Origin of the sequence: Nitrosomonas sp. Nm58, assembly GCF_900107335.1 — a bacterium.
Classification (GTDB): domain Bacteria; phylum Pseudomonadota; class Gammaproteobacteria; order Burkholderiales; family Nitrosomonadaceae; genus Nitrosomonas.
The window spans coordinates 58,829-79,592 of record NZ_FNPQ01000012.1 but is presented as its reverse complement, the minus strand read 5'-3'; the positions used below and the strand labels follow the sequence as shown (position 1 = coordinate 79,592).

Genomic DNA, 20,764 nt, shown 5'->3' with positions numbered 1-20,764 from the left:
CACCGAATGGATCGTTGCTGGTTACAGGGAAAACTGGGCGATGCGCTCCATGCAGTACTGTGTGCAACGGGTTACAACCTACGCTGGTTGCTGCGAGCAATGGTTCGCCTGGGGCTGAAGACGGCTTTTTTACGCATTTTATTGCTTCAGCTGGTCAATTCTATCAGGAGCGAACTTCTGACTGTTGATGTGAATACTCGGCATGCTAAATCTATATTAGCAGCCGGGTGAATTTTGCAGGGCCGACTATCTACATTACCCTTTACCGAATTGCACTTTCTTGGGATCACAGCCCTGGTTCTCTTCTTCGTTATCTGCTCCCGTATATACTCACTGCATAGCCTTTATCCGCAACAATCACTTCCGCGTCAGGTAACCTGGCAATCAAATCGAGTGCTGCAGAACAGTCATCGACTTCTCCGCCGGTGATTTCAAACTCAACTGGCAAGCCATAAACTATCAACGACCAAATGGCTCTTCGTGGCATTCCCCGTACGGCTTTTCCCAATGGCTTGCGGCTTCTTGACCTACCGCTCCCGAACTATGCTGATGTACCTTAACGTAGCCGCCATCAATAAATTCCCATTCCCTATCCGGGTCAATAATCAGCGCCTTGAAAACTCTGCCCCACTTGTTAGTAGATGACCAAGCATTGAATCTCTTATAGATGGAATTCCAGCACTCAAAAGCCTCCGGCAAGTCCCGCCACGGGCAACCAACCCGCATTCGATATAGCACATCTTCCACCGTCATGCGCAGATCGCGCTTGTCATAAATCGCTTCTTGAAGCAGAATCTTCTCCAGCTTCGGCCAGAACTCATCAGTGAGCATCAGTCGGGGCATCGCAAACTCGCTTTGTTGTAGGTGGTGTAAAAATCTCTCAATATTACGAGTTTACTTCGACTTATGAAATACTTACCTCAAAACATCAACAGACCCTAGTAGCCAGTCAGTTTAAAACAAAGCGATCGAGTCAGTTATTGATGTATGGTGTGAGTTTTTGCTTAAAGAGGTCGAACCATGCCCGCCATCAAATATAAAGTGAGCCTGAGCGAGGATGAAAAACAGTATTTGTAAACCCTGATCCGCAAAGGCACAAGCGCGGCGCGCAGCCAAACGCGGGCGCGGATCTTGTTGCAGGCTGCAGAAGGTGTCCAGGATAAAGCCACCTTCGAGGCGCTGGGCGTCTCGCCGTCAATGGTGGCTAAGACCCGCCAGCGGCGCGTGGAAGAAGGCCCAGAAGCAGCGCTGAAAGATCATCCCCGTCCCGGCCAAACACCGAAACTGACGCACAAACAGGCCGCCCACCTCATTGCCATCGCCTGTAGCGCTGCGCCGGAAGGCCATAATCACTGGACTCTGCGGCTGTTAGCGGGCAAGGTGGTGGAGTTGGCTTATGCACCATCGTGCAGCCACGAAACTATCCGTCAGCTTTTAAAAAAAACACGCTGAAGGCCCTGGCAGCAACAGGAATGGTGCATCCCCGAAGTCAGCGCGGAGTTCGTGGCGGCCATGGAAGACGTGCTGGATCTTTATGAGGAACCCGATGATCCGTCGTGTCCGGTGGTGTGCTTTGACGAAAGTCCCAGGCAATCGATTGCCGAAGTGCGCACACCGATTCCCGCCGAACCGGGAACGCCGGCGCGTTATGACACCGAATACGCGCGCAAGGGCGTCTGCGATTTGATGATGATTTGTGAGCCCAGGCGCGGCTTCCGCCAGGTGGATATTACCGACCGGCGCACCAAGATAGAATTCGCCCAGAGCATGAAGCACATTGTCGACCTTTATCCCAAAGCAACGGTGATCCGTGTGGTGCTCGACAACCTCAACACGCATAAGATGGCTTCCCTATACGAGGCGGGGCTTTTCCTGCCGAACAAGCACGCGAGCTGGCGCGGAAATTGGAATTCCACTACACGCCGAAGCACGGCAGTTGGCTGAACATCGCCGGAATCGAACTGGCCGTGCTGTCGAATACGTGCCTGTCGCGACGGATACCGGACAAGGATCGCCTGCGCCGCGAAGTCGAAGCCAATGTCCAGGCACGCAATGTGAAAGCCATGCCGGTCAAATGGCGTTTTACCACGCAAGACGCACGACGTAAATGGGCTCGCCTTTATCCTTATGTTTCAGCATGACTGACTACTAGTGTTTTAATTAAAAATCCCGGTAGATAAATAACGATCACCTCGATCGCATGTAATAAAAACAATTACTGCATCTTCTACCTCTGCAGAAATTTTAAGCGCTGCAGCTAACGCACCACCGGATGAGATACCTGTAAAGATTCCTTCTTCGCGTGCCAGCCGCCGTGTCATCGCTTCAGCTTCATGCTGTGAAACCAGCATGATACGATTTAACTGTCTGGGGTCATATATTTTCGGTAAGTAATCTTCCGACCACTTACGAATACCCGGAATTTGGGATCCTTCTTCTGGTTGTACACCAATAATTTCAATAGTTGATTTCTTTTCTAAAAAATATCGAGCACACCCCATAATCGTTCCTGTAGTACCCATGCTACTTACAAAATGGGTTATTTTTCCGCCAGTTTCACGCCAAATCTCAGGGGCCGTTCCCTCATAATGTGCCAATGGATTATCGGGATTAGCAAACTGATCAAGAATAACGCCCCTGCCTTCCTTACGCATTATCTCAGCGATATCCCGCGCCTTTTCCATGCCCCCCTCTTTAGGAGTTAATATGATTTCCGCACCAAATGCACTCATTACTTGTCGGCGTTCAATACTCAGATTCTCCGGCATAACAAGGATCATACGATAATTCATCATTGCTGCCGCCATTGCCAATGCAATACCCGTATTACCACTAGTGGCCTCAACTAAGGTATCACCTGGTTTTATATCACCACGCTTTTGCGCGTGCATAATCATGGAAAGCGCTGGCCGATCTTTAACTGAACCTGCCGGATTATTCCCTTCAAGCTTGGCTAGAATGGCATTAGTTGTCTTTTCGGGTATACGTTTAAGTTTTACTAATGGTGTATTACCAACAAAATCTTCAATTGTTCTGAACATGGGCAATGCATTTCTTTGCTAGATTATTAATTATCGCATACGTCATTAGAAATAAACGCAGATTTTCCATTAGGAAAATTTTCTAGCAGGCCGTTGAAAAACTCGGTACTTTCAGCCTGAAACTATGCTTTTAAAGGACCGAATTTTTCAACGGCCTGCTAGATGATGGCATAGAACTGATTGGTTTTGACTATCAGGCGCCAAGCTGGGAGAAACCGAGGCGGGTGGTGGATATTCGACAAAAGACTGATGAGCGTCCTGATGCCAAGGGCAAGACATTGTCTTTATTTGCAGATGATCCGGTTTTTGCTTGCTACTGCTATAGTGTGCTGGTCACGGATATGAATTTACCTGCGGCAGAACTGTGGCGTTTATATCGTGGCCGTGCTGATTGCGAGAACCGCATCAAGGAACTGAAATATGATTTTGGCGGGGAGAGAGGCTTTAATCTCAGAGATTTCTGGGCGACTGAAGCTGCTTTACTGACAGTGATGCTGGCTTACAATGTGATGAGTTTGTTTCGCCAGGCGGTATTAAGAAGTGATGCAGTGTCAGGTAAGGGTGATATTCAGCATACCCTTAAAACACTGTGCTATAAGCTTTTTGCCAAGGCCGCTTACATTACTCATGAAGGCCGAAAAAAAGATTGTTAACCTGGCCGTAGCCATGCGACAACGTGAATGGATTGATGGCCTTTGGAATAAATCCAAAAATTTCATCTCCCCGTTAACGACCATGGTAGTTGTCACCACCCCAGAAGATGAAAGAAACTATGATGCGAAAGGTAGCAGGTAGAGGTCGTAAAAACTTTTGGGGTATTTGACCCCGACGTTAACGTGACCCGCTGAACTGACTCGCACCCCGGATTGCTTCCATTGAGAGCGCACGCTAAACAGGCCGTTGACGGTTTACTGTCTTCAGGCAAATTCAGTTTTAGCACCAGCCACCTTCCGTTTTGAGTGTAAATCAAACGAGGGCAAAATGGAACTGACAGCGCTATACAAACGTGTGATTGGTCTTGACGTGCATCAGGCACAAATCACGGCCTGCGCATTGATCGAAGAAGAGGATGGGACAGCACGCATCGTGCAACGGCAATTCGGCGCGTTCAAACGGGATCGTCGATCGCTGGCCGAATGGGCGGCGGCGTTATGTCCAGATGAAGTGGTTATGGAGAGCACCGGCATTTATTGGAAGAGCCCGTACGCTGCACTGGAAGCGATGGGTATTCGTGCCAAGGTGGTCAATGCCCGGCACGTCAAGAGCGTTCCGGGACGTAAAACAGATGTGGGGGATGATGCGCACTGGTTGGCGACGCTGGCGCGTGCGGGGCTTTTGCGCGGTTCGTTCGTGCCACCAGCGAAGTGGCGTGAATTGCGCCTGATTGCCCGGCAGCAGCAGAAGCTGACGGGTCAACTGGCTTCTGAGAAAAACCGCTTGCACAAGCACAAGGTCCTGACCGACAGCGGGATACGTCTCGGTGTGGTAGTGAGTGATCTGCATGGGCAATCGGCGCGCGCTATGGTCAAGGCCATCATTGCCGGTCAACCCCCCCATGAAATACTCAAGCTCGCTAGTCGGCGACTCAAGGCCAGCCGAGAGGAAATCTTTGACGCCCTACAGGGGGAATTGACGGAAAGCCACTATTTTGCGCTCGACGAACTCATGCAACACATCGAGGAGATCGAAGCACGTATCGCCCGTTTCGATACCAAGCTTCTGGATGAGCTTAAAGACGAACGAAACACGCCGGTACTGTTGCAAACCCTGCCTAGTGTCGACCTCATGGGCGCTACCATGCTGCTGGTCGAAATTGGCACCGACATGGATACGTTTGGAACAGCAAGCCAACTCTCTTCTTGGGTCGGCATATGCCCCGGCAACCATGAATCCGCCGGCTACTCTGCGAGTTCGCTCATGCCGCCAGTCGTACCAGATCAGTGCTCAAATCGAAGCTCCAGTCTCTCATCGTCCGGCGTGGATGTAAACGCGCGATCGTGGCTATCGGCCACAAAATACTACGCACTCCACTCTCTTCTTCATGCTCAAACGGCACGAACACTACTGGGATTCGACCACCGATTATGAAGCGCTTTCTGTCCAACGCAATGCCCCGCGCTGGATCAAGGCCTTGACAAAGTTCGGGCTCATCAAATAAGCTAGAACCTGATTACGACTCATTGTTATATGGCCTTTACCGGCCAGAATTGCGCTCGCCGTCAACATGGGTTCTTTCACGCTAAATTTAACCCAATATTCAACCTAAATTCCTCAATTGAGATTTATGGTGAGAACAGCTGAAACCTAACTAATACTGCAAACGATTTATGGTTAAAAATATTAACTGCTTCTCAGTTACCACATACAAGCTGAAAGCAAGATATGGCAACACTTTCAGCTGATTTTGATTGTTTCATTAGAATCTCACCCAATTGGTGATGCTAAGAATCTCCTGAAACACCTTAATCTACAGGATTCTTGAACGGTTAAGAGACTTCAACTGAGGAAAATATGTTCAATCCTTAATTGGTTCTAATGGAGAATCTAGCCCATACATGGGTCGGACGCTCCTCTCTGTTTTAGTGGTCATTGCATTGCACCACTACTTTGGCCCTTTGATGCTGTTTTGGGTGGTGGGCGTCCATTCCATTATTTTTGTCATAATATCTAAAATTTCTTATGTTTCACAATGGGTTAACCCCAAACCATGGTTCCAGTTGGCACTACAAATTTTAATCTTTGTCTAGAATGACTGTTTTGCATATTTCTCCAGGATTAGAAGATAAATTCAGCGCCTGATAGATTACCTGCTGCCACGGTTCGGGACGAGAAGCTTTGCGAATATGCAGTGTCTTGTTATCTTTGGTGCGCATCGGAGTTGTGACATGCATATGAGTGCGCATGCGCTGGCGCAGCATGTCCCAACTATCATGAATACCTTCGGCTTTTAAACGCATCCGAATGTGATGTACCAGGTGGTAGGCAAGCAATGTGATCCACAGGTGAGCTTCCACTCTTTGGGCAGTTTGATGGTAGACCGGACGCATTCCTAATTCTGATTTCAGACTGCGAAACACGGCCTCTAAATCAGTCAGTATTGTGTACGTACGCCAAAGCCTTTCTGGCTCCCAATCCATGATGTTGGTGCACAGATAGTACACACCAGCATACTCCTTGGCTTCAATGCTTGAACGCTCAAAGCGTAGCTAGCTGGCCATATCGCTGTTCGGGTCTTTGTCTACTTCGATAGTGGGCTGAGATAAATGCTCAAAAAAATCAAACAGGCGAAAAAATACCCTCAGAAATTACATTTCTGAGGGTATTGCTAATTTACTAGCTTATGGATTTGATTCTTCTTTCTGTTTGACTGCACTCTCTTCTTCCACATTTGCTACTGATGTATCACTTACTCTCAGATCATTGCGGATCTGCTTGATAGTACCCGGCCCGATACCACTCACTTTTTCCAAATCATCAATCGAGCTAAACATACCGTTCTGGCTCCGATATTCAACAATGGCTTTTGCCTTGGCTGGCCCAATTCCTTTCAGCACCTCAAGCTCAGATTGTGAAGCAGTATTAATATTAACACTTGCATAAACAGCACTATTCAACGCAAAAAAGATAATTATCAGCTGTATTAGCTTTATCATAATCACACTCCTCTAGTAAGAAAAATTTTTGCTTACGACAAACTTTTATTGCTTATAAAGCAATAAATATATCGGCACTTTTCCCAATCTTATTGAATGAATTTTAGATAAACCAAAGTGAGCAGTCGCTCAAGCGCAACGAAAACGTGTTTGTTTAATGATGACAATAGTCAATAAAGGCAGGATAAAACCAATAGTGGTCACGGCTATCAGAAGCATACCCAGTTCACTATAATCAGCCGGAACAGATATTCCACCAGTAGCCGGATCACTCACTTCACGGGTAACGATAAAAATCTGATTCATATATTTGGTGCTGAGTTGAGAAGCTGATAACGCAAGATTGGTAAACGATGCCATGACCGCAAAGAAGGTTGCTTTAAGCTTCTCTGGTGCTGAGTTAGCAATCCATGCCAACATAGGAATCATGGCGATTTGGCCCAGAGGTGATTCCAGTGCCGTATCTATTATGGCAATGAAACGTGCATCCACGATACCTCCTGTTTGTGCAGCTGTCCACTCGTGCAAACCAAAATACATACCAATGATTGGAAACGATAATAATGTCCCTGCAATGGTCAGCACACCAATAATATACGCCATTGAGCGTTCTGCCATAAAACGGCGAAAAATAAACATTCCCACCAACGTCAGGGCAGCGCCTATCAATGATAAGGTGGCAAGAAATTGTTGATCGAATCCCAGTTGATCGATCATCCACCAGGTAGAACCAGCTCCTGGAGTAGGTATAGCGCGGAATATAAATATCAGGATAGCCGTACCTACTAGAACATTACGCGCTTCTGCATCAAGTTCACTGGAAAGGTGCCAGATCAGAAAAAGCACGATGATCATCGATAAACAAAAAACGATTTCCTCAGCAGCAGAAAAACTACCCAGCCCGATACTCAATGATACGATTGTAAACGCTGCTCCACCACCTAGTATCCACCAATTAACCGGGGGCGCTTCGGCATGAACAGTCAACAATGCCTCCGATTCTTTACGGCTGAGTCCCTGTGCAATAAAACGCGCTATATTTCGTCGTCGCAGCCAGCTAGCAAAAAACACCCCCCAAACCGAGATAAATGGAATCACCAAGGCGAGTTGATAGACCAATAAATAGGCAGCGGTTTTATCTTCCTCCGACATGGAACCTACATCACGCATCAAAATAACGTTAGCTACTGAAACCAGGACACTACCGCCAATAATAGCTACCCGGCCAAGGGTTTGCATCGTGACGTGCATTTGTTTGCGTTTTTCTGGAGAAAATGGTTGTCCATTCCCCTCTACACGTGGAACAGCCTCCACTGTCATCGCATCAGCCACCACGTCTTGCAATACGTAACCTATCGGTGCAAGTAAAGCTGCTGCCACATACCAGCTCTCCACTGAAGCAACGCTTTGCATAGCATTGGTATATCCAAGCAAACCGATCATGATTAATAAACTCATCATAATCAAACTCGCCCCTAGATAGACCAGTAGACTCTTCCAGCGCCATATCAAATCGACCAGATGGCCGAGTGGCATTTTTAGTGCCCATGGTAATGCCATCCAGAATCCCAGCGCTGCCAGAAACTCAGCAGAAAGCCCTAGTCGCTCTTTAACGTAAAATGTGCCAACAATTCCAGTCAGGCTGGAAATACCGGCTGCAAGGTAAACCATTAATGGAGGTAAATAGGAAAGCCGCATTTCGCGGCCCAGTGCAAATATATGAATATCAAACCAACGATATAAGGCAGTCAATATTCTTGGATTTGGTGATATAATATTCATTCAGATTACCCTGTCTATCTTGGCATATTTCCAGGAAGTATTGACCCATCTATTAAGACTTACACTTAAGCACCTTGTGTAGGCTGCCATCTAAGTTTGTTATCTCACTCAAGTAGGGCGTTTACCCACTTTAATTTTAACCAATCTTTCCGAATTATTACGCAATATCGTTAAGGTAACTGTTTTACCAGGCGGTAATGCAGCAACCAGATTGAGCATTTCGGAAGAATCTGTGACTGTTTTCCCATCAACGGCAAGCAAGATATCTCCAGGTTTTATTCCTGCTTCATCAGCAGGACCGTCTCTCAGTACACCTGCAATGAGTGCCCCTCCAGGCTTTTTTAGTTTGAATGATTCTGCAAGCTCAGGTGTTATATCCTGCATACTCACACCTAGCCAACCGCGCGTCACACTCCCAATCTCAACAATTTGCCCCAAAATCTGTTTAGCTGCATTTGCAGGAATGGCAAAGCCTATTCCAAGCGACCCACCTGTACGAGAATAAATCGCAGTATTGATTCCGATCAAATTACCAGCCGTATCAGTCAGCGCCCCCCCTGAATTACCTGGGTTAATAGCTGCGTCGGTTTGAATAAAATTCTCAAAAGTATTAATCCCTACTTGAGACCGCCCTAATGCACCAATGATTCCCATGGTAACGGTCTGCCCTACTCCAAAAGGATTACCGATAGCGAGCACAATGTCACCAACCTTTGCTTGCTCAGATTGACCAAAGGTAATACTAGGCAAATCGTCCAGATCGATCTTTAGTACGGCCAGATCACTTTCCGGGTCAGAACCAATGACGCGTGCCTTAGCGCTTCTACCGTCAACCAGCGCAACCTGGATTTCACTCGCTGCCTCCACTACATGATGATTGGTCAGGATATAGCCTTCTGGACTAACTATGACGCCAGACCCAAGACTGGAAGTACGCCTTGGTCTGGACTCAAAACGTTCCCCAAAGAAACGCTGAAACATCGGATCATCTAGCAACGGATGTGAGGGCATCCTGTTTTCCTTGGTGGTAAAAACATTGACAACTGAAGGCATGGCAATTTCGGCGGCAGTATTAAAGCTACCGGGTCTGGGTGTCGCTTCAGCTAGTGCAGACTCTTTGATCGTCGCCAACTTGCCACGCGGCGTCCATGGTAATAACTCAGGCCGAAGCGTGGAAACAACAAAGAAAATGGCCAGCAATACCGTGACAGATTGCGCAAAAATTAACCAAAGTTTATTCATATCAGCATATTAATCAGAGGTTACAATATAGGTAGATATATAGTGATCAGGAAAAAAATGCAACAAGATGAGCTTGAGAATTATCTGAATCAATTACTGAATATTTCGTGTTTTCATGATTATTGCCCAAATGGGGTGCAAGTGGAAGGGCGTGATCAAATTCATACTATAGTTAGTGGTGTTACGGCATCATTAGATCTTCTTCAAACGGCCGTAGCCATGCATGCTGATGCAGTTCTGGTTCACCATGGCTATTTCTGGCGTGGCGAAGACAGAACTCTCCGGGGTATACGGCATCGACGTGTAGCCTTATTGATGAAACATGAAATCAGCCTTCTTGCCTATCACCTGCCACTGGATGCACACCCTGAACTAGGTAACAACGCTCAATTAGGGGAAAAGCTACATTTTCTGACAATCGGTCACTTTGGAGAACAAAACATTGCATTACATGGTCAACCTATGCACGATATATCCCTTGAAGAGCTAGGTGAAAAAATATCTTCCACATTGGCGCGCAAGCCGCTGATCATTGGCGATCCGACCAAACCAATCCACCGCGTCGCCTGGTGCTCGGGTGCTGCTCAAAGCTATTTCGAAGAAGCCATCCGGTTGGGTGTCGATGTATTCATTACCGGCGAAATCTCTGAACAAAATGTTCATGCAGCACGAGAATCCGGGGTCGCATTTATTTCCGCTGGACATCACGCAACTGAACGTTTTGGTGTGCAAGCACTTGGAGAACATATTGCCCAGCAATTTGGCATCAAACATCGATTCATTGATCTAGATAACCCAGTATGATCAATATATTCACAGATCATAGCGATTAAAAGAATTTAAACGCAAAGAATTTAGTGAACATTTATCTATGGCCAATCAATCTTCTTTCTTGTCCCTGTCTTTTTTCTTCGGTATCGTCCACCAAATGATAAAAATTAACAACCCCAATACCACCGCCGCTTCAATTGCTAAAATCCACATATCTCTCAGCTTGTTGTATAGTCAGAATTTATCTAAAAGATGTAACTCTAACTAAAATTCGATGAAAAACCAATCGACTTTGCCCATTCTTGCATTATCACTATGGCTGCTGGCAGCCTGTAAGACCGAAACCCTCTCACCGACTCCTATTCCTAATAAGCCATCGGCATCAATAAGCTTGCCTGCTAATGCGTCCCCAGCGTCTCCCAGCTCTAGCCAGCTAAAAGCCTCTGATTGGTCTCAATTAAAAGAATGGGAACAAGACACGCTTTTGCCAGCGTGGACTGCTTTTTTGCAGAGCTGCAATGCTTTAAATAAGCAGCTATTGTGGCGAGAGATCTGTAAAAAAGCCAGCACAATCAAGCAACCCAGTAATGGCGCCATCAGACACTTCTTTAAACAGCATTTTATCCCGCATCAGGTATTGAATCTGGATGGCAGTGATGAAGGATTGATCACCGGCTACTATGAACCACTCCTTAAAGGCAGTCGCACACCATCCCAGCAGTATCGCTATCCACTTTATGCACCACCCGATGAACTTCTTGTCATCGATTTGGGTGATGTTTACCCAGAACTTAAGAATCTGCAATTACGTGGTCGATTAGAAGGGCGCAAGGTTGTGCCATACTACAGCCGCGCAGAAATTGAAAAAGCACCAGTATCGCTGAAAGGACGTGAACTTTTGTGGGTAAATGACCAAGTTGAATTATTTTTTCTCCAGATTCAGGGATCCGGTCGTATTGCTCTGGAGAATGGGGAAATTCTCAGAGTAGGTTATGCAGACCAAAATGGCCATCCTTATCAATCTATCGGAAAACTCCTGGTTCAGCACGGTGAGCTACCCATAGAAAAAGCTTCCATGCAAGGAATTAAGCAGTGGGGACAACAGAACCCAGATAAATTAACTGAATTGCTTCATCAGAACTCACGTTACATTTTTTTCCAAGAATTTCCCAATAATCTGTCTGGTCCACTCGGGGCGCTTGGCGTATCGCTTACTGCGGGCAGAAGCCTTGCTATTGATCCCCATGCTATGCCGCAAGGCGCGCCTGTTTTTCTCTCCACAACCTGGCCTAATTCCAACAAACCGCTCAATCGACTGATGGTAGCACAGGACACAGGTAGTGCTATAAAAGGAGGAGTACGCGCTGATTTCTTCTGGGGATTCGGCCCGGAAGCAGCAAGCCATGCTGGGAAAATGAAACAGAAAGGGAAAATGTGGGTATTGCTCCCCAGAAACTATTCCTCACATCTTCAGGCAAGAAAATAAGCGCTCGCACACAAGTAGCAGAGTGCTCATTTTCCTTTCAGCCATAGCTGCATCAGTCGATGGCTGCTCAAGGGATGGGGCCGGTCGTATCGTCAGTGCGCCTGTTCGGTGAATTCGACTATGCTGCCAAGTCCTGGCCGCAAGCGCATCGCGTGGTGCTCAAGGCCGAGATGCTGGCGGGGAACACCGGGCGGCCAGCCAAAGATAATCAGCGTTACGTGGTCACGTCGCTGCGCAGTCCCACTCCCGGCGCACTCTACCAGCAGGTGTATTGCCAGCGCGGACAAGCGGAGAGCTGGATCAAACAAGTGAAGGCCGACTTGAAGTCAGACCGCACCTCGGCTTCAAGTTTCCTCGCTAACTTTGCACGCCTATTACTGACAGTCGCAGCTTATGTCCTGCACCAGCAGCTGCGCGTTTTGGGCTTGCACGATACCGAACTGGCGAGCGCACAGCCAAAGACAGTCATCCTTTCGCTGTTCAAGATTGCCGTACGCGTCAAACAGTACAAAGACCGGGTGCTGCTACACCTACCCAGCGCCTGTCCGGTCAGGGCGCTGCTGACAAAAGTCTGTCAACGACTCGTTTCAGCCCGTAGGAAATCTGCCATGCTGGCCTCTCCATAACCTGGCACGTCCGGCTCACGAGACGATGCCACCCCCTTCCCAGCAACCAGCTCACGTTCAACCTTGTCGCTAGGGGTAGGGGAGATATCGCCTAAAAATCAAAAAAATAAGGGATAAGGGAGTAGAAACCAGAGTAGGTAGCAGAAAATTTATGCAAAATTCAGATTAGCTTGTTATCAAAAAAATATTTGATTCTAATGGAAATCGTTTTGCCAGACAGCTTCTTATAGCCATAGTCGATGCTCAACTGCGTGGCAAAACTCTATCTGCCTCAGAATTACAACATCAGTGATTACCTTCAGATAGTGAAGAGCAACCAGCATGCCGAGCCGCAATAATCTTCTTATCCTTCTCTGCCTTGTATTCGTTCCAAGATGGAAGATCCACTTTGAGTCTATTATCAACGGAATGATTGTAGAGGTAGATCCAGGCATCAATCATTCGTGGCTTCAAGAATCGCTGAGCAAAACGATTAGCGTAGCGTGGAACCCGAATAGTAGTTCGGCGGTAAAGGCAGGAATTTGGTAAAGTGTGGTCGTACTCCTCGAACTTGTCTAGTATAGAAAGTACTGCAATTTCGTTGATACGATAAAGCTCTGCCTGCACACTTCCCGCACCCAGAATGAGACCGGGGTATTCACCGAGATCATACAAGACTCCTGGCACTGAACGGATTCCTACAAACTTGAGCGACTTATTGAGTCCTAAATTTGCGTGATATGGTTGATCCATGCAAAGCGAGCCATATAGTAGAATATATTCATGTTTCGACGCGCGTGTAATACGAGCAAGGCGCTCATAATTAAAATGCACGAGATAACGACGAAGCGCGCCTCGCTCTGGTTCCGTAAGTAGATCAAACCAGTACCCAAAATAAGCATAGCAATCACTCCTCTTTGCGTGACCTGCATCAGAAAGGTATAGTAAATGCTCTAAGTAGTTCAAAAGGCGGTCGATCAGATGGCATGCCTTCCACTCGCTACGCAAAATCGCCGCATTTCCACTAGCAACTAGCGCTGCTAGCAACGGCTCGACTACATCATGGTACTGGAAATCAAAGATCTGCTTCGCTTCATCGAATTCAGGCCCGAGCTGGAATCTTTGAAAGATTTCATGCATCCACTGAGCTGCCTCGCGTCTCTTAGCCCGACGGTAGGTAATAACGCCAACGACAGCAGCCATGAGTGCACCCACTGCCGCAAACATTTGACCAAGATTGGCAAGAATTTGACTCCAATGTGTCTGTAGTGCGATTTGCAGTATGTCCGGCATGCTCTAATAATCGCAACCCCATTTCATTCTATTTTTTTTCAGCGTTATTGAGTCGTTTCTCAATCTCTTCTGTCGGGATCATGCCTGACACGACTGATCCATCTGCAAAGATAAGCGTCGGTGTTCCGGTTACTCTATTTTTCTGCCCTGATTGAAGTAATGTGTCCAAGGGTGTTTCACAGTCTTTCCCTGATGGCGCGATACCCCGCAACATAAAATCATTCCATGCTTTCTGGCGATCGGCCGAACACCAAATTGCTGTTGCTGTTGACATCGAGTTTTTTAAAATAGGATAAAGCAATGTATGGATGGTAACATCCGTTATCTTGTCGAGCTCTTCTTCTAATTTTTTGCAATAAGGGCAATGAGGATCGGAATAAACGATCAGCGTCCGCTTACCATTCCCTTTAACCGCTTTGATCCCCTGCTCCAATGGTAAAGTATCAATTGCTATCCGCCGTGCATCCCTAAGCTGCTGCATGCGTTCACTGGTCAAACTTACTCGGGTTTTAGTATCGACTATATGTCCCAGGAAAAAATATTCTGCTTTCTCATCTGTGTAAAGTATTTCTCCTCCTACCACGATTTCGTATAGTCCCATATAAGGAGTTTTACGAAGACTTTCAATCTCGCTACCAGGGAAATGTGTTTGAATGGCTTTTTTGAGCCGCGCCTCATCAGCTAAAGCGTGATTGAAAAAGAAGCCTAATAGCAGAAACATAAAAAAGTGATGAAAACGCATGATCATCTTTACTCCTGTTTGAAGAAATTGGAATTCAATATGCTTATTCAACTGAGCGCATGCTGCATCAGTCTATTTTTTAATAGCGGCAAACGATTGGTAATCTCAAAACCCACATTGCGTAAGCGAATCAATATGGGGTCTGCACTGCCAAATAATTTTTGTAGACTGTCGGTTACAAACTCCATTGCCAGGATATCTTCCTTGCGCGCGCGCTCATAGCGACGGAGTAACATATAATCGCCGCAATCGGATTGCAAACCACGATTTGTCAAGGTTGCAGCTAGTTCACGGGTATCTCGCAAACCGAGGTTGACGCCTTGACCTGCTAGCGGATGGATACCATGTGCAGCATCACCAATCAGTACCAGTCGTGGTTTCACGAGTGTCTTGACATGCACAAAATTCAGCGGAAAACCCACTGGCCCAGTCACCAACTGCAATTTTCCAAGAGTATAGTTTGCCGCTTCAGCTACCCGGCGGCATAACGCTTCATCAGATAAATCGCGCAATTTGCCTGCCTGGGACTCATTCGCCGACCAAACCATGGATATCCGTTTGTTGGGCAATGGTAATAATGCCAAAACACCATCTCGCCGAAACCACTGATATGCAGTGTTATAATGAGGAATCTCAGCGCTAAAATTGGCTACAATACCCACTTGGTGATAGGCATGCTGCGTCACTTCGATTTCTGCTTGTTTCCTTACCCAGGAATTAACACCATCTGCTCCTACGACTAAAGCAGCTTGCAGCATGCTTCCATCCGTCAGTTGCAAATTGACCCAGGACTCATGCCATGATAGCGAAACACATTGGGTTGGACAGAAAATCGTTACATTCTCATCTATGCTTGCAAGCGCATTCCATACGGCAGTTTGTAATTGCCGATTTTCAGCAATAAACGCTAACTCGGATAAGCCACTATCATAGGCACTAAAATCAAGCCTCGCAGCGCCATCGTCGCCGAATACCTTCATCTCATAGACCGGCGTGATGCGTGCAGCTTCTAGTTGCTGCCATAGACCAAGTGATTGCAAAAAAGCAGCACTGCCGGGGCTGATAGCATAAATCCTGCTATCCCAGCTCGTATCATTCGGCAGTGGAACAGGCAAACGCGATTCGATCAACGCTATTTTCAATCCACTTCCCTTAAGCGCAACGACCAGGCTCGCACCCACCAAGCCACCACCGATCACAATAATATCGAATTTCATAATCAAATTATACAGGTGCTTTATTCTTGGGAATACTGTAAACGTACAAGCGAATTATTATATCAACCTTGACAGTATTCCCTTTCCAAAGGCAAAATGCACGTTTTATTCCATGGCGAATTAGCTCAGTGGTTAGAGCAGCGGAATCATAATCCGTTGGTCCGGGGTTCAAATCCCTGATTCGCCACCATTTCTTCACAGTGCGCAAGTGCTGCACGGCACTTTCTATTCCTCTTCAGTTAGCTATTCACAGCACAGAAGGTATTTTAACAATAAACACCAAAAGTCTTTATTTATGGTTTCCAAGAGCGCTTGCATCATCGTTGGCAGCTAATCGATAAATCAGATGTAAAATTAGAATTACCCGATTAGATAATGCTGATCGTATCATCCAAAATCAATTCTTTTATACTATTGAATTAATTGAATCTGCTTAGAGCACTCGCTACGGTAAGTAGCATGACACTGGTCTCACGCATCCTAGGATTCCTGCGTGACGTACTCATCGCCAGAATTTTTGGCGCCGGGATGGCAAGCGATGCCTTTTTTGTTGCATTTCGTATTCCTAATCTCTTGCGCCGATTGTTTGCGGAAGGCGCTTTCTCGCAAGCATTTGTTCCTATCCTTGCTGAATATAAAAACTGCCGTACAGAAGAAGAAACACGCAATCTCATCGATCATGTTGCGACATTATTGGGAATTGCACTCTTTATAGTAACGCTGATCGGGGTTTTAGTTGCACCACTGATCATTTATCTCAGCGCCCCAGGATTTTCGGCCAATCCGGAAAAATTTGCGTTGACGACCGAGTTATTGCGCATCACTTTTCCTTACATTTTATTTATTTCTTTTGTTGCGCTTGCAGGGGGGATACTCAACACTTATAGTAAATTTTCAGTGCCAGCATTTACCCCTGTTTTATTGAATTTATCATTCATCGGCTGTGCACTATGGCTCGCTCCCCTGCTCGATCCCCCTGTGCTTGCTCTTGCATGGGCAGTATTTATCGGCGGTATATTGCAGCTTGCATTTCAAGTGCCGTTCTTGATGCGCATCAAACGGATGCCCCGTTTTCATCTGAAATCCAAGGATACAGGTGCATGGCGTGTACTAAAGCTAATGGGACCAGCCGTTTTTGGCGTATCCATAGGACAAATTAGCCTGCTGATCAACACCATATTTGCTTCATTGCTGGTGACAGGCAGCGTTTCCTGGCTTTACTACGCTGATCGGCTTATGGAATTTCCAGCGGGTCTCTTGGGCGTCGCACTGGGAACCATCCTGCTGCCATCATTATCTCGCCACTATGCCAGCCACAGTAACGAGAAATACTCACACCTGCTGGATTGGGGCTTACGGTTGACCTTTATGCTGACGCTCCCAGCAGCCGTAGCACTGGCATTACTGGCTACACCGCTTATTGCAACACTTTTTTACTATGGTGCTTTTACCGCTGAAGATGTATGGATGACCCGTCAGGCGCTCATCGCCTACAGTATCGGCCTGCTTGGACTAATTCTGGTAAAAGTGCTGGCGCCCGGCTTTTACGCCCGGCAAAATATCAAAACACCCGTCAAAATTGCTGTCATCACGCTCATCGTGACCCAATTAATGAATCTTGCCTTTATCTTTCCTTTGAAGCATGCTGGATTGGCATTGGCAATTGGCCTAGGCGCCTGCCTCAATGCTGGATTACTTTACTATAAGCTACGCCAGCATGATATTTATCAGCCGCAACCTGGCTGGGCAATTTTCTTACTGAAGATCTTAACGGCGCTGGTGGTAATGGGAAGCGTTCTATGGTTTGCGACCGGCAGTGACACGTCTTGGTTACAAGATGCAGCGATGGATCGCGCAATACGGTTGATTCAAGTCGTCTTCCTTGGCGCTATCACCTATTTCGTCACACTATGGATACTGGGCTTTCGTCTGAGTGCCTTTGCTCGGCAAGGAGAAGAATAATATCGGTAAGTGTAACGGTTTAATGTAATCACTGATTCTTGGGTTTAAGCATGAGGCAAAATATTACGCTTATCCCGCTCAATCAGCGCATAGGCAGAATGATTGTGAATAGATTCGAAATTCTCTGATTCCACTACATAAGCATCAACGCGATCATCTCTATTTAGAACCTCAGCCACATCACGAACAATGTCCTCGACAAATTTCGGATTGTCATAGGCTTTTTCAGTGACATATTTCTCATCTGGGCGCTTGAGTAAACCATATAATTCGCAGGAAGCCTGATCCTCCGCTATTCTGATGACATCTTCAATCCAGACAAAGCTATTGGTACGCACAGAAACAGTGACATGGGAGCGTTGATTATGCGCCCCATAATCGGAAATTTTTTTAGAACATGGGCAAAGACTGGTCACAGGAACAATCACCTTCATGGTGAATTCGTATTGATTCTTTTTGATTTCGCCAATAAAAGTCACTTCATAATCTAACAAACTTATGACCCCAGAGATAGGCGCCGATTTATTGACAAAGTAAGGAAAAGTCATCTCAATATGCCCGGAATCAGATTCCAGCCTGGCTACCATGGTACGCAAAATATCCTCAAATGATTCAACGGATATCTCGCGTTCGTATTTGTTTAGTATCTCAACAAATCTCGACATATGTGTACCCTTGAAATTATGGGGTAAATTAACATACATATTGAATACTGCAACCGTGTGCTGCACCCCGCCATCCTTATCAGCCACTTTGACTGGATGACGAATGGCTTTAATGCCTACTCTGTCAATTGCAATACGTCGGGTATCCAACGAACTTTGTACATCAGCAATCGGAAAATCGGTTTGTTTGTTCATGGTGATTCCTTTTGGAAAGATGGTGGCTATCTGCTTTGTTATTGAAAGTCTCCAAGATTGATAACGTATCAGAACTGAAAGAGTCATCCAAGGCTGACTAGCTGCTTCTTATTGAGACCTCCTCTTGTATGGTTGGTTCTAAGCACGGAATCCTTAAAAAAACATCAATAAAAAACAACCCCTTGACTCGAGTAAGTTATTTCAGATGCCTTACAAGCTACTCAGCTAGCTTTGCTTGGATAGATTTAATGATGCCATTCTTGTCCAACCCACAATCAACCAGCATTTGCGCGGGATCACCCTGATCAAGAAAAAGATCCGGCAAGCCTAGCAGGAGCAATTTAACGACCGTCCCTCTACTTGCCAGTGATTCCATAACAGCACTACCAGCACCGCCCATAATGGTGTTTTCTTCAATCGTAACCAGCAACTCATGTGTTGCCGCCAAATCTGCAACCAAATCATCATCCAATGGTTTAACAAATCGCATATTGGCAACGGTAGCATTCAATTCTTCCGCTACTTCCAAACAAGGTGCCAGCATACTGCCGAAAGCAAGCAAAGCGATCTTTTCACCTTCACGCCGGAGCTCTGCACGACCCACTGGTAACGCCCGCATTTCCTTCTGTACTGCTATCCCAGCCCCTGAGCCACGTGGATAACGGACTGCGGTAGGCGTATTCATCTGGAAAGCGGTATAAAGCATTTGGCGACATTCATTTTCATCGGCAGGTGCCATGACTGTAATATTCGGGATACAACGCAAATAGCTCAAATCAAAGCTACCCGCATGAGTTGGACCATCAGCGCCTACCAGTCCAGCACGATCGACGGCAAAAACTACCGGCAAATTTTGTATGGTCACATCATGAATCAACTGATCGTAGGCACGCTGTAAAAATGTTGAATAGATTGCCACCACCGGCTTTAACCCATCACATGCCGCACCAGCAGCAAAGGTTACCGCATGCTGCTCAGCGATGCCCACATCGAAATAGCGATTCGGATATTCTTGGGAAAATCTGACCAAACCTGATCCTTCTCGCATGGCAGGCGTAATGCCAATCAAACGCGGATCCATAGCGGCCATATCACACAACCAATCGCCAAAAATCTGTGTATAAGATAGTTTGCCAGCAGGTTTAGAAACAATACCCTGAACGGGATCGAACTTTCCAACACCGTGGTACAAAATCGGATCTTCTTCAGCTGGCTTGTAACCCGCGCCCTTACGCGTAACAACATGCAGGAACTGCGGACCATCTAGATGCTTGATATTGTTCAGCGTAGTAAGCAATACATCCAGGTCATGCCCATCAATAGGACCGATATAGTTAAAGCCAAACTCTTCAAACAATGTGCCAGGGGTCATCATTCCTTTTACATGCTCTTCGGCACGCCTAGCCAGCTCTAGAACAGGCGGAACCACACCCAGCACTTTCTCACCGGCACGACGAGCTGTCGCATAAAATCTACCGGACATCAGTTTGGCAAGATAATTATTGAGCGCCCCGACAGGAGGCGAAATGGACATATCGTTATCATTCAATATCACCAGCAAATTGGCATCCATTACCCCGGCATTGTTCAATGCCTCAAATGCCATGCCTGCACTCATGGCGCCATCGCCAATCACAGCAATGGCACGCCGATTTATACCACTTAATTGTGCAGCTACTGCCATCCCCAAAGCCGCGCTGATGGATGTACTCGAATGTGCCGTACCAAAGGCATCATATTCACTCTCATCCCGTCTCGGAAATCCGGCAATACCGCCATGCATACGCAATTTAGCCATTCCTTCACGTCGCCCCGTCAATATCTTATGGGCATAGGTTTGATGGCCTACATCCCATACCAAGCGATCAAAGGGCGTATTGAATATATAATGCAATGCAATGGTTAGCTCGACGGTGCCAAGATTCGACGACAAGTGTCCGCCCGTTCTCGCCACGGATTCAATCAGAAATTGTCGTAGCTCATCGGCGAATTGTGGTAGCTGCCTACGCTCCAGCTTCCTTAGTTCAGCAGGAGTGCTAACATGATCAAGTAATGGGTACATGCAAACTTAAATAGAAATTTTAGCTGATTTAAAAAAGAAAAGCGTCAG

The 20,764-nt window shown here is 46.6% G+C and carries 14 protein-coding genes, 1 tRNA gene and 5 pseudogenes; 9 read left to right on the top strand and 11 right to left on the bottom strand.

The genetic code is table 11. The annotated features are described in order from the left end of the window. Positions 1-231: pseudogene (locus BLW34_RS06780) on the top strand (hypothetical protein); the annotation flags it as partial. Between the two features lie 17 nt (positions 232-248). Here BLW34_RS06780 and BLW34_RS16840 read toward each other — a convergent pair. Beyond that, positions 249-843, bottom strand: a pseudogene (locus BLW34_RS16840) (IS5 family transposase); the annotation flags it as partial. Between the two features lie 237 nt (positions 844-1,080). Here BLW34_RS16840 and BLW34_RS06770 point away from each other — a divergent pair. Further along, positions 1,081-2,141, top strand: a pseudogene (locus BLW34_RS06770) (IS630 family transposase). Positions 2,142-2,156: 15 nt separating this feature from the next. Here the strand turns inward: BLW34_RS06770 and cysM are convergent. Continuing rightward, a complete protein-coding gene (gene cysM / locus BLW34_RS06765; RefSeq protein ID WP_090577301.1) occupies positions 2,157-3,041 on the bottom strand; it encodes a cysteine synthase CysM in 885 nt (294 codons plus the stop codon). A gap of 155 nt (positions 3,042-3,196) precedes the next feature. On the opposite strand from cysM, the gene BLW34_RS06760 reads away from it, so the two are divergent. Together BLW34_RS06760 and BLW34_RS06755 are read left to right on the top strand one after the other, a co-directional pair. After that, positions 3,197-3,694 carry a transposase gene (locus BLW34_RS06760; protein ID WP_090577298.1) on the top strand — a complete coding sequence of 166 codons (498 nt, stop codon included), beginning with the start codon at positions 3,197-3,199 and terminating at the stop codon, positions 3,692-3,694. A 328-nt stretch (positions 3,695-4,022) separates the two neighbouring features. Continuing rightward, positions 4,023-5,199: pseudogene (locus tag BLW34_RS06755) on the top strand (IS110 family transposase). Between the two features lie 574 nt (positions 5,200-5,773). On the opposite strand, the gene BLW34_RS06750 reads toward BLW34_RS06755, so the two are convergent. From BLW34_RS06750 to BLW34_RS06735, 4 genes are all read right to left on the bottom strand, one after another. Then, positions 5,774-6,178 carry a hypothetical protein gene (locus BLW34_RS06750; protein WP_090577295.1) on the bottom strand — a complete coding sequence of 135 codons (405 nt, stop codon included), beginning with the start codon at positions 6,176-6,178 and terminating at the stop codon, positions 5,774-5,776. A 201-nt stretch (positions 6,179-6,379) separates the two neighbouring features. Further along, positions 6,380-6,694 carry a ComEA family DNA-binding protein gene (locus tag BLW34_RS06745; protein ID WP_090577292.1) on the bottom strand — a complete coding sequence of 105 codons (315 nt, stop codon included), beginning with the start codon at positions 6,692-6,694 and terminating at the stop codon, positions 6,380-6,382. Between the two features lie 129 nt (positions 6,695-6,823). Continuing rightward, on the bottom strand, positions 6,824-8,476 hold the full coding sequence (locus tag BLW34_RS06740) for an MFS transporter (protein WP_090577288.1): 1,653 nt from the start codon (positions 8,474-8,476) through the stop codon (positions 6,824-6,826). 108 nt (positions 8,477-8,584) lie between these two features. Beyond that, positions 8,585-9,718 carry a Do family serine endopeptidase gene (locus BLW34_RS06735; protein WP_090577285.1) on the bottom strand — a complete coding sequence of 378 codons (1,134 nt, stop codon included), beginning with the start codon at positions 9,716-9,718 and terminating at the stop codon, positions 8,585-8,587. Positions 9,719-9,775: 57 nt separating this feature from the next. On the opposite strand from BLW34_RS06735, the gene BLW34_RS06730 reads away from it, so the two are divergent. From BLW34_RS06730 to BLW34_RS06720, 3 genes and pseudogenes are all read left to right on the top strand, one after another. Further along, positions 9,776-10,522 carry a Nif3-like dinuclear metal center hexameric protein gene (locus BLW34_RS06730; protein WP_090577282.1) on the top strand — a complete coding sequence of 249 codons (747 nt, stop codon included), beginning with the start codon at positions 9,776-9,778 and terminating at the stop codon, positions 10,520-10,522. Positions 10,523-10,763: 241 nt separating this feature from the next. Further along, positions 10,764-11,975, top strand: coding sequence for a murein transglycosylase A (locus BLW34_RS06725; protein ID WP_090577279.1), 1,212 nt, complete (start codon positions 10,764-10,766; stop codon positions 11,973-11,975). Positions 11,976-12,043: 68 nt separating this feature from the next. Further along, positions 12,044-12,601: pseudogene (locus BLW34_RS06720) on the top strand (transposase); the annotation flags it as partial. A gap of 285 nt (positions 12,602-12,886) precedes the next feature. Here BLW34_RS06720 and BLW34_RS06715 read toward each other — a convergent pair. Genes BLW34_RS06715 through BLW34_RS06705 form a run of 3 tightly spaced genes read right to left on the bottom strand, consistent with a single transcriptional unit; the run spans position 12,887 to position 15,832 of the window. Then, positions 12,887-13,873, bottom strand: a complete 987-nt coding sequence (locus tag BLW34_RS06715) for a gamma-glutamylcyclotransferase family protein (protein ID WP_090577276.1) — start codon at positions 13,871-13,873, stop codon at positions 12,887-12,889. 28 nt (positions 13,874-13,901) lie between these two features. Next, positions 13,902-14,621, bottom strand: a complete 720-nt coding sequence (locus tag BLW34_RS06710) for a DsbC family protein (RefSeq protein WP_371263922.1) — start codon at positions 14,619-14,621, stop codon at positions 13,902-13,904. 41 nt (positions 14,622-14,662) lie between these two features. Next, positions 14,663-15,832 (bottom strand): UbiH/UbiF family hydroxylase, encoded by a 1,170-nt coding sequence (locus BLW34_RS06705; protein ID WP_090577273.1) that lies wholly within the window; start codon positions 15,830-15,832, stop codon positions 14,663-14,665. A gap of 114 nt (positions 15,833-15,946) precedes the next feature. Between BLW34_RS06705 and BLW34_RS06700 the strand changes: the two genes are divergently transcribed. Both BLW34_RS06700 and murJ read left to right on the top strand, forming a co-directional pair. After that, positions 15,947-16,022: transfer RNA gene (locus tag BLW34_RS06700), tRNA-Met, on the top strand. Between the two features lie 233 nt (positions 16,023-16,255). Then, the gene (gene murJ / locus BLW34_RS06695; RefSeq protein WP_090577270.1) at positions 16,256-17,794 is read left to right on the top strand and encodes a murein biosynthesis integral membrane protein MurJ; all 1,539 of its coding nucleotides are present in this window, start codon (positions 16,256-16,258) and stop codon (positions 17,792-17,794) included. A gap of 44 nt (positions 17,795-17,838) precedes the next feature. Here murJ and folE2 read toward each other — a convergent pair whose 3' ends face one another. Continuing rightward, positions 17,839-18,654, bottom strand: coding sequence for a GTP cyclohydrolase FolE2 (gene folE2, locus BLW34_RS06690; protein ID WP_090543329.1), 816 nt, complete (start codon positions 18,652-18,654; stop codon positions 17,839-17,841). A 217-nt stretch (positions 18,655-18,871) separates the two neighbouring features. Beyond that, positions 18,872-20,716 carry a 1-deoxy-D-xylulose-5-phosphate synthase gene (dxs, locus tag BLW34_RS06685; RefSeq protein ID WP_090577267.1) on the bottom strand — a complete coding sequence of 615 codons (1,845 nt, stop codon included), beginning with the start codon at positions 20,714-20,716 and terminating at the stop codon, positions 18,872-18,874. Between the last annotated feature and the right edge of the window lie 48 nt (positions 20,717-20,764).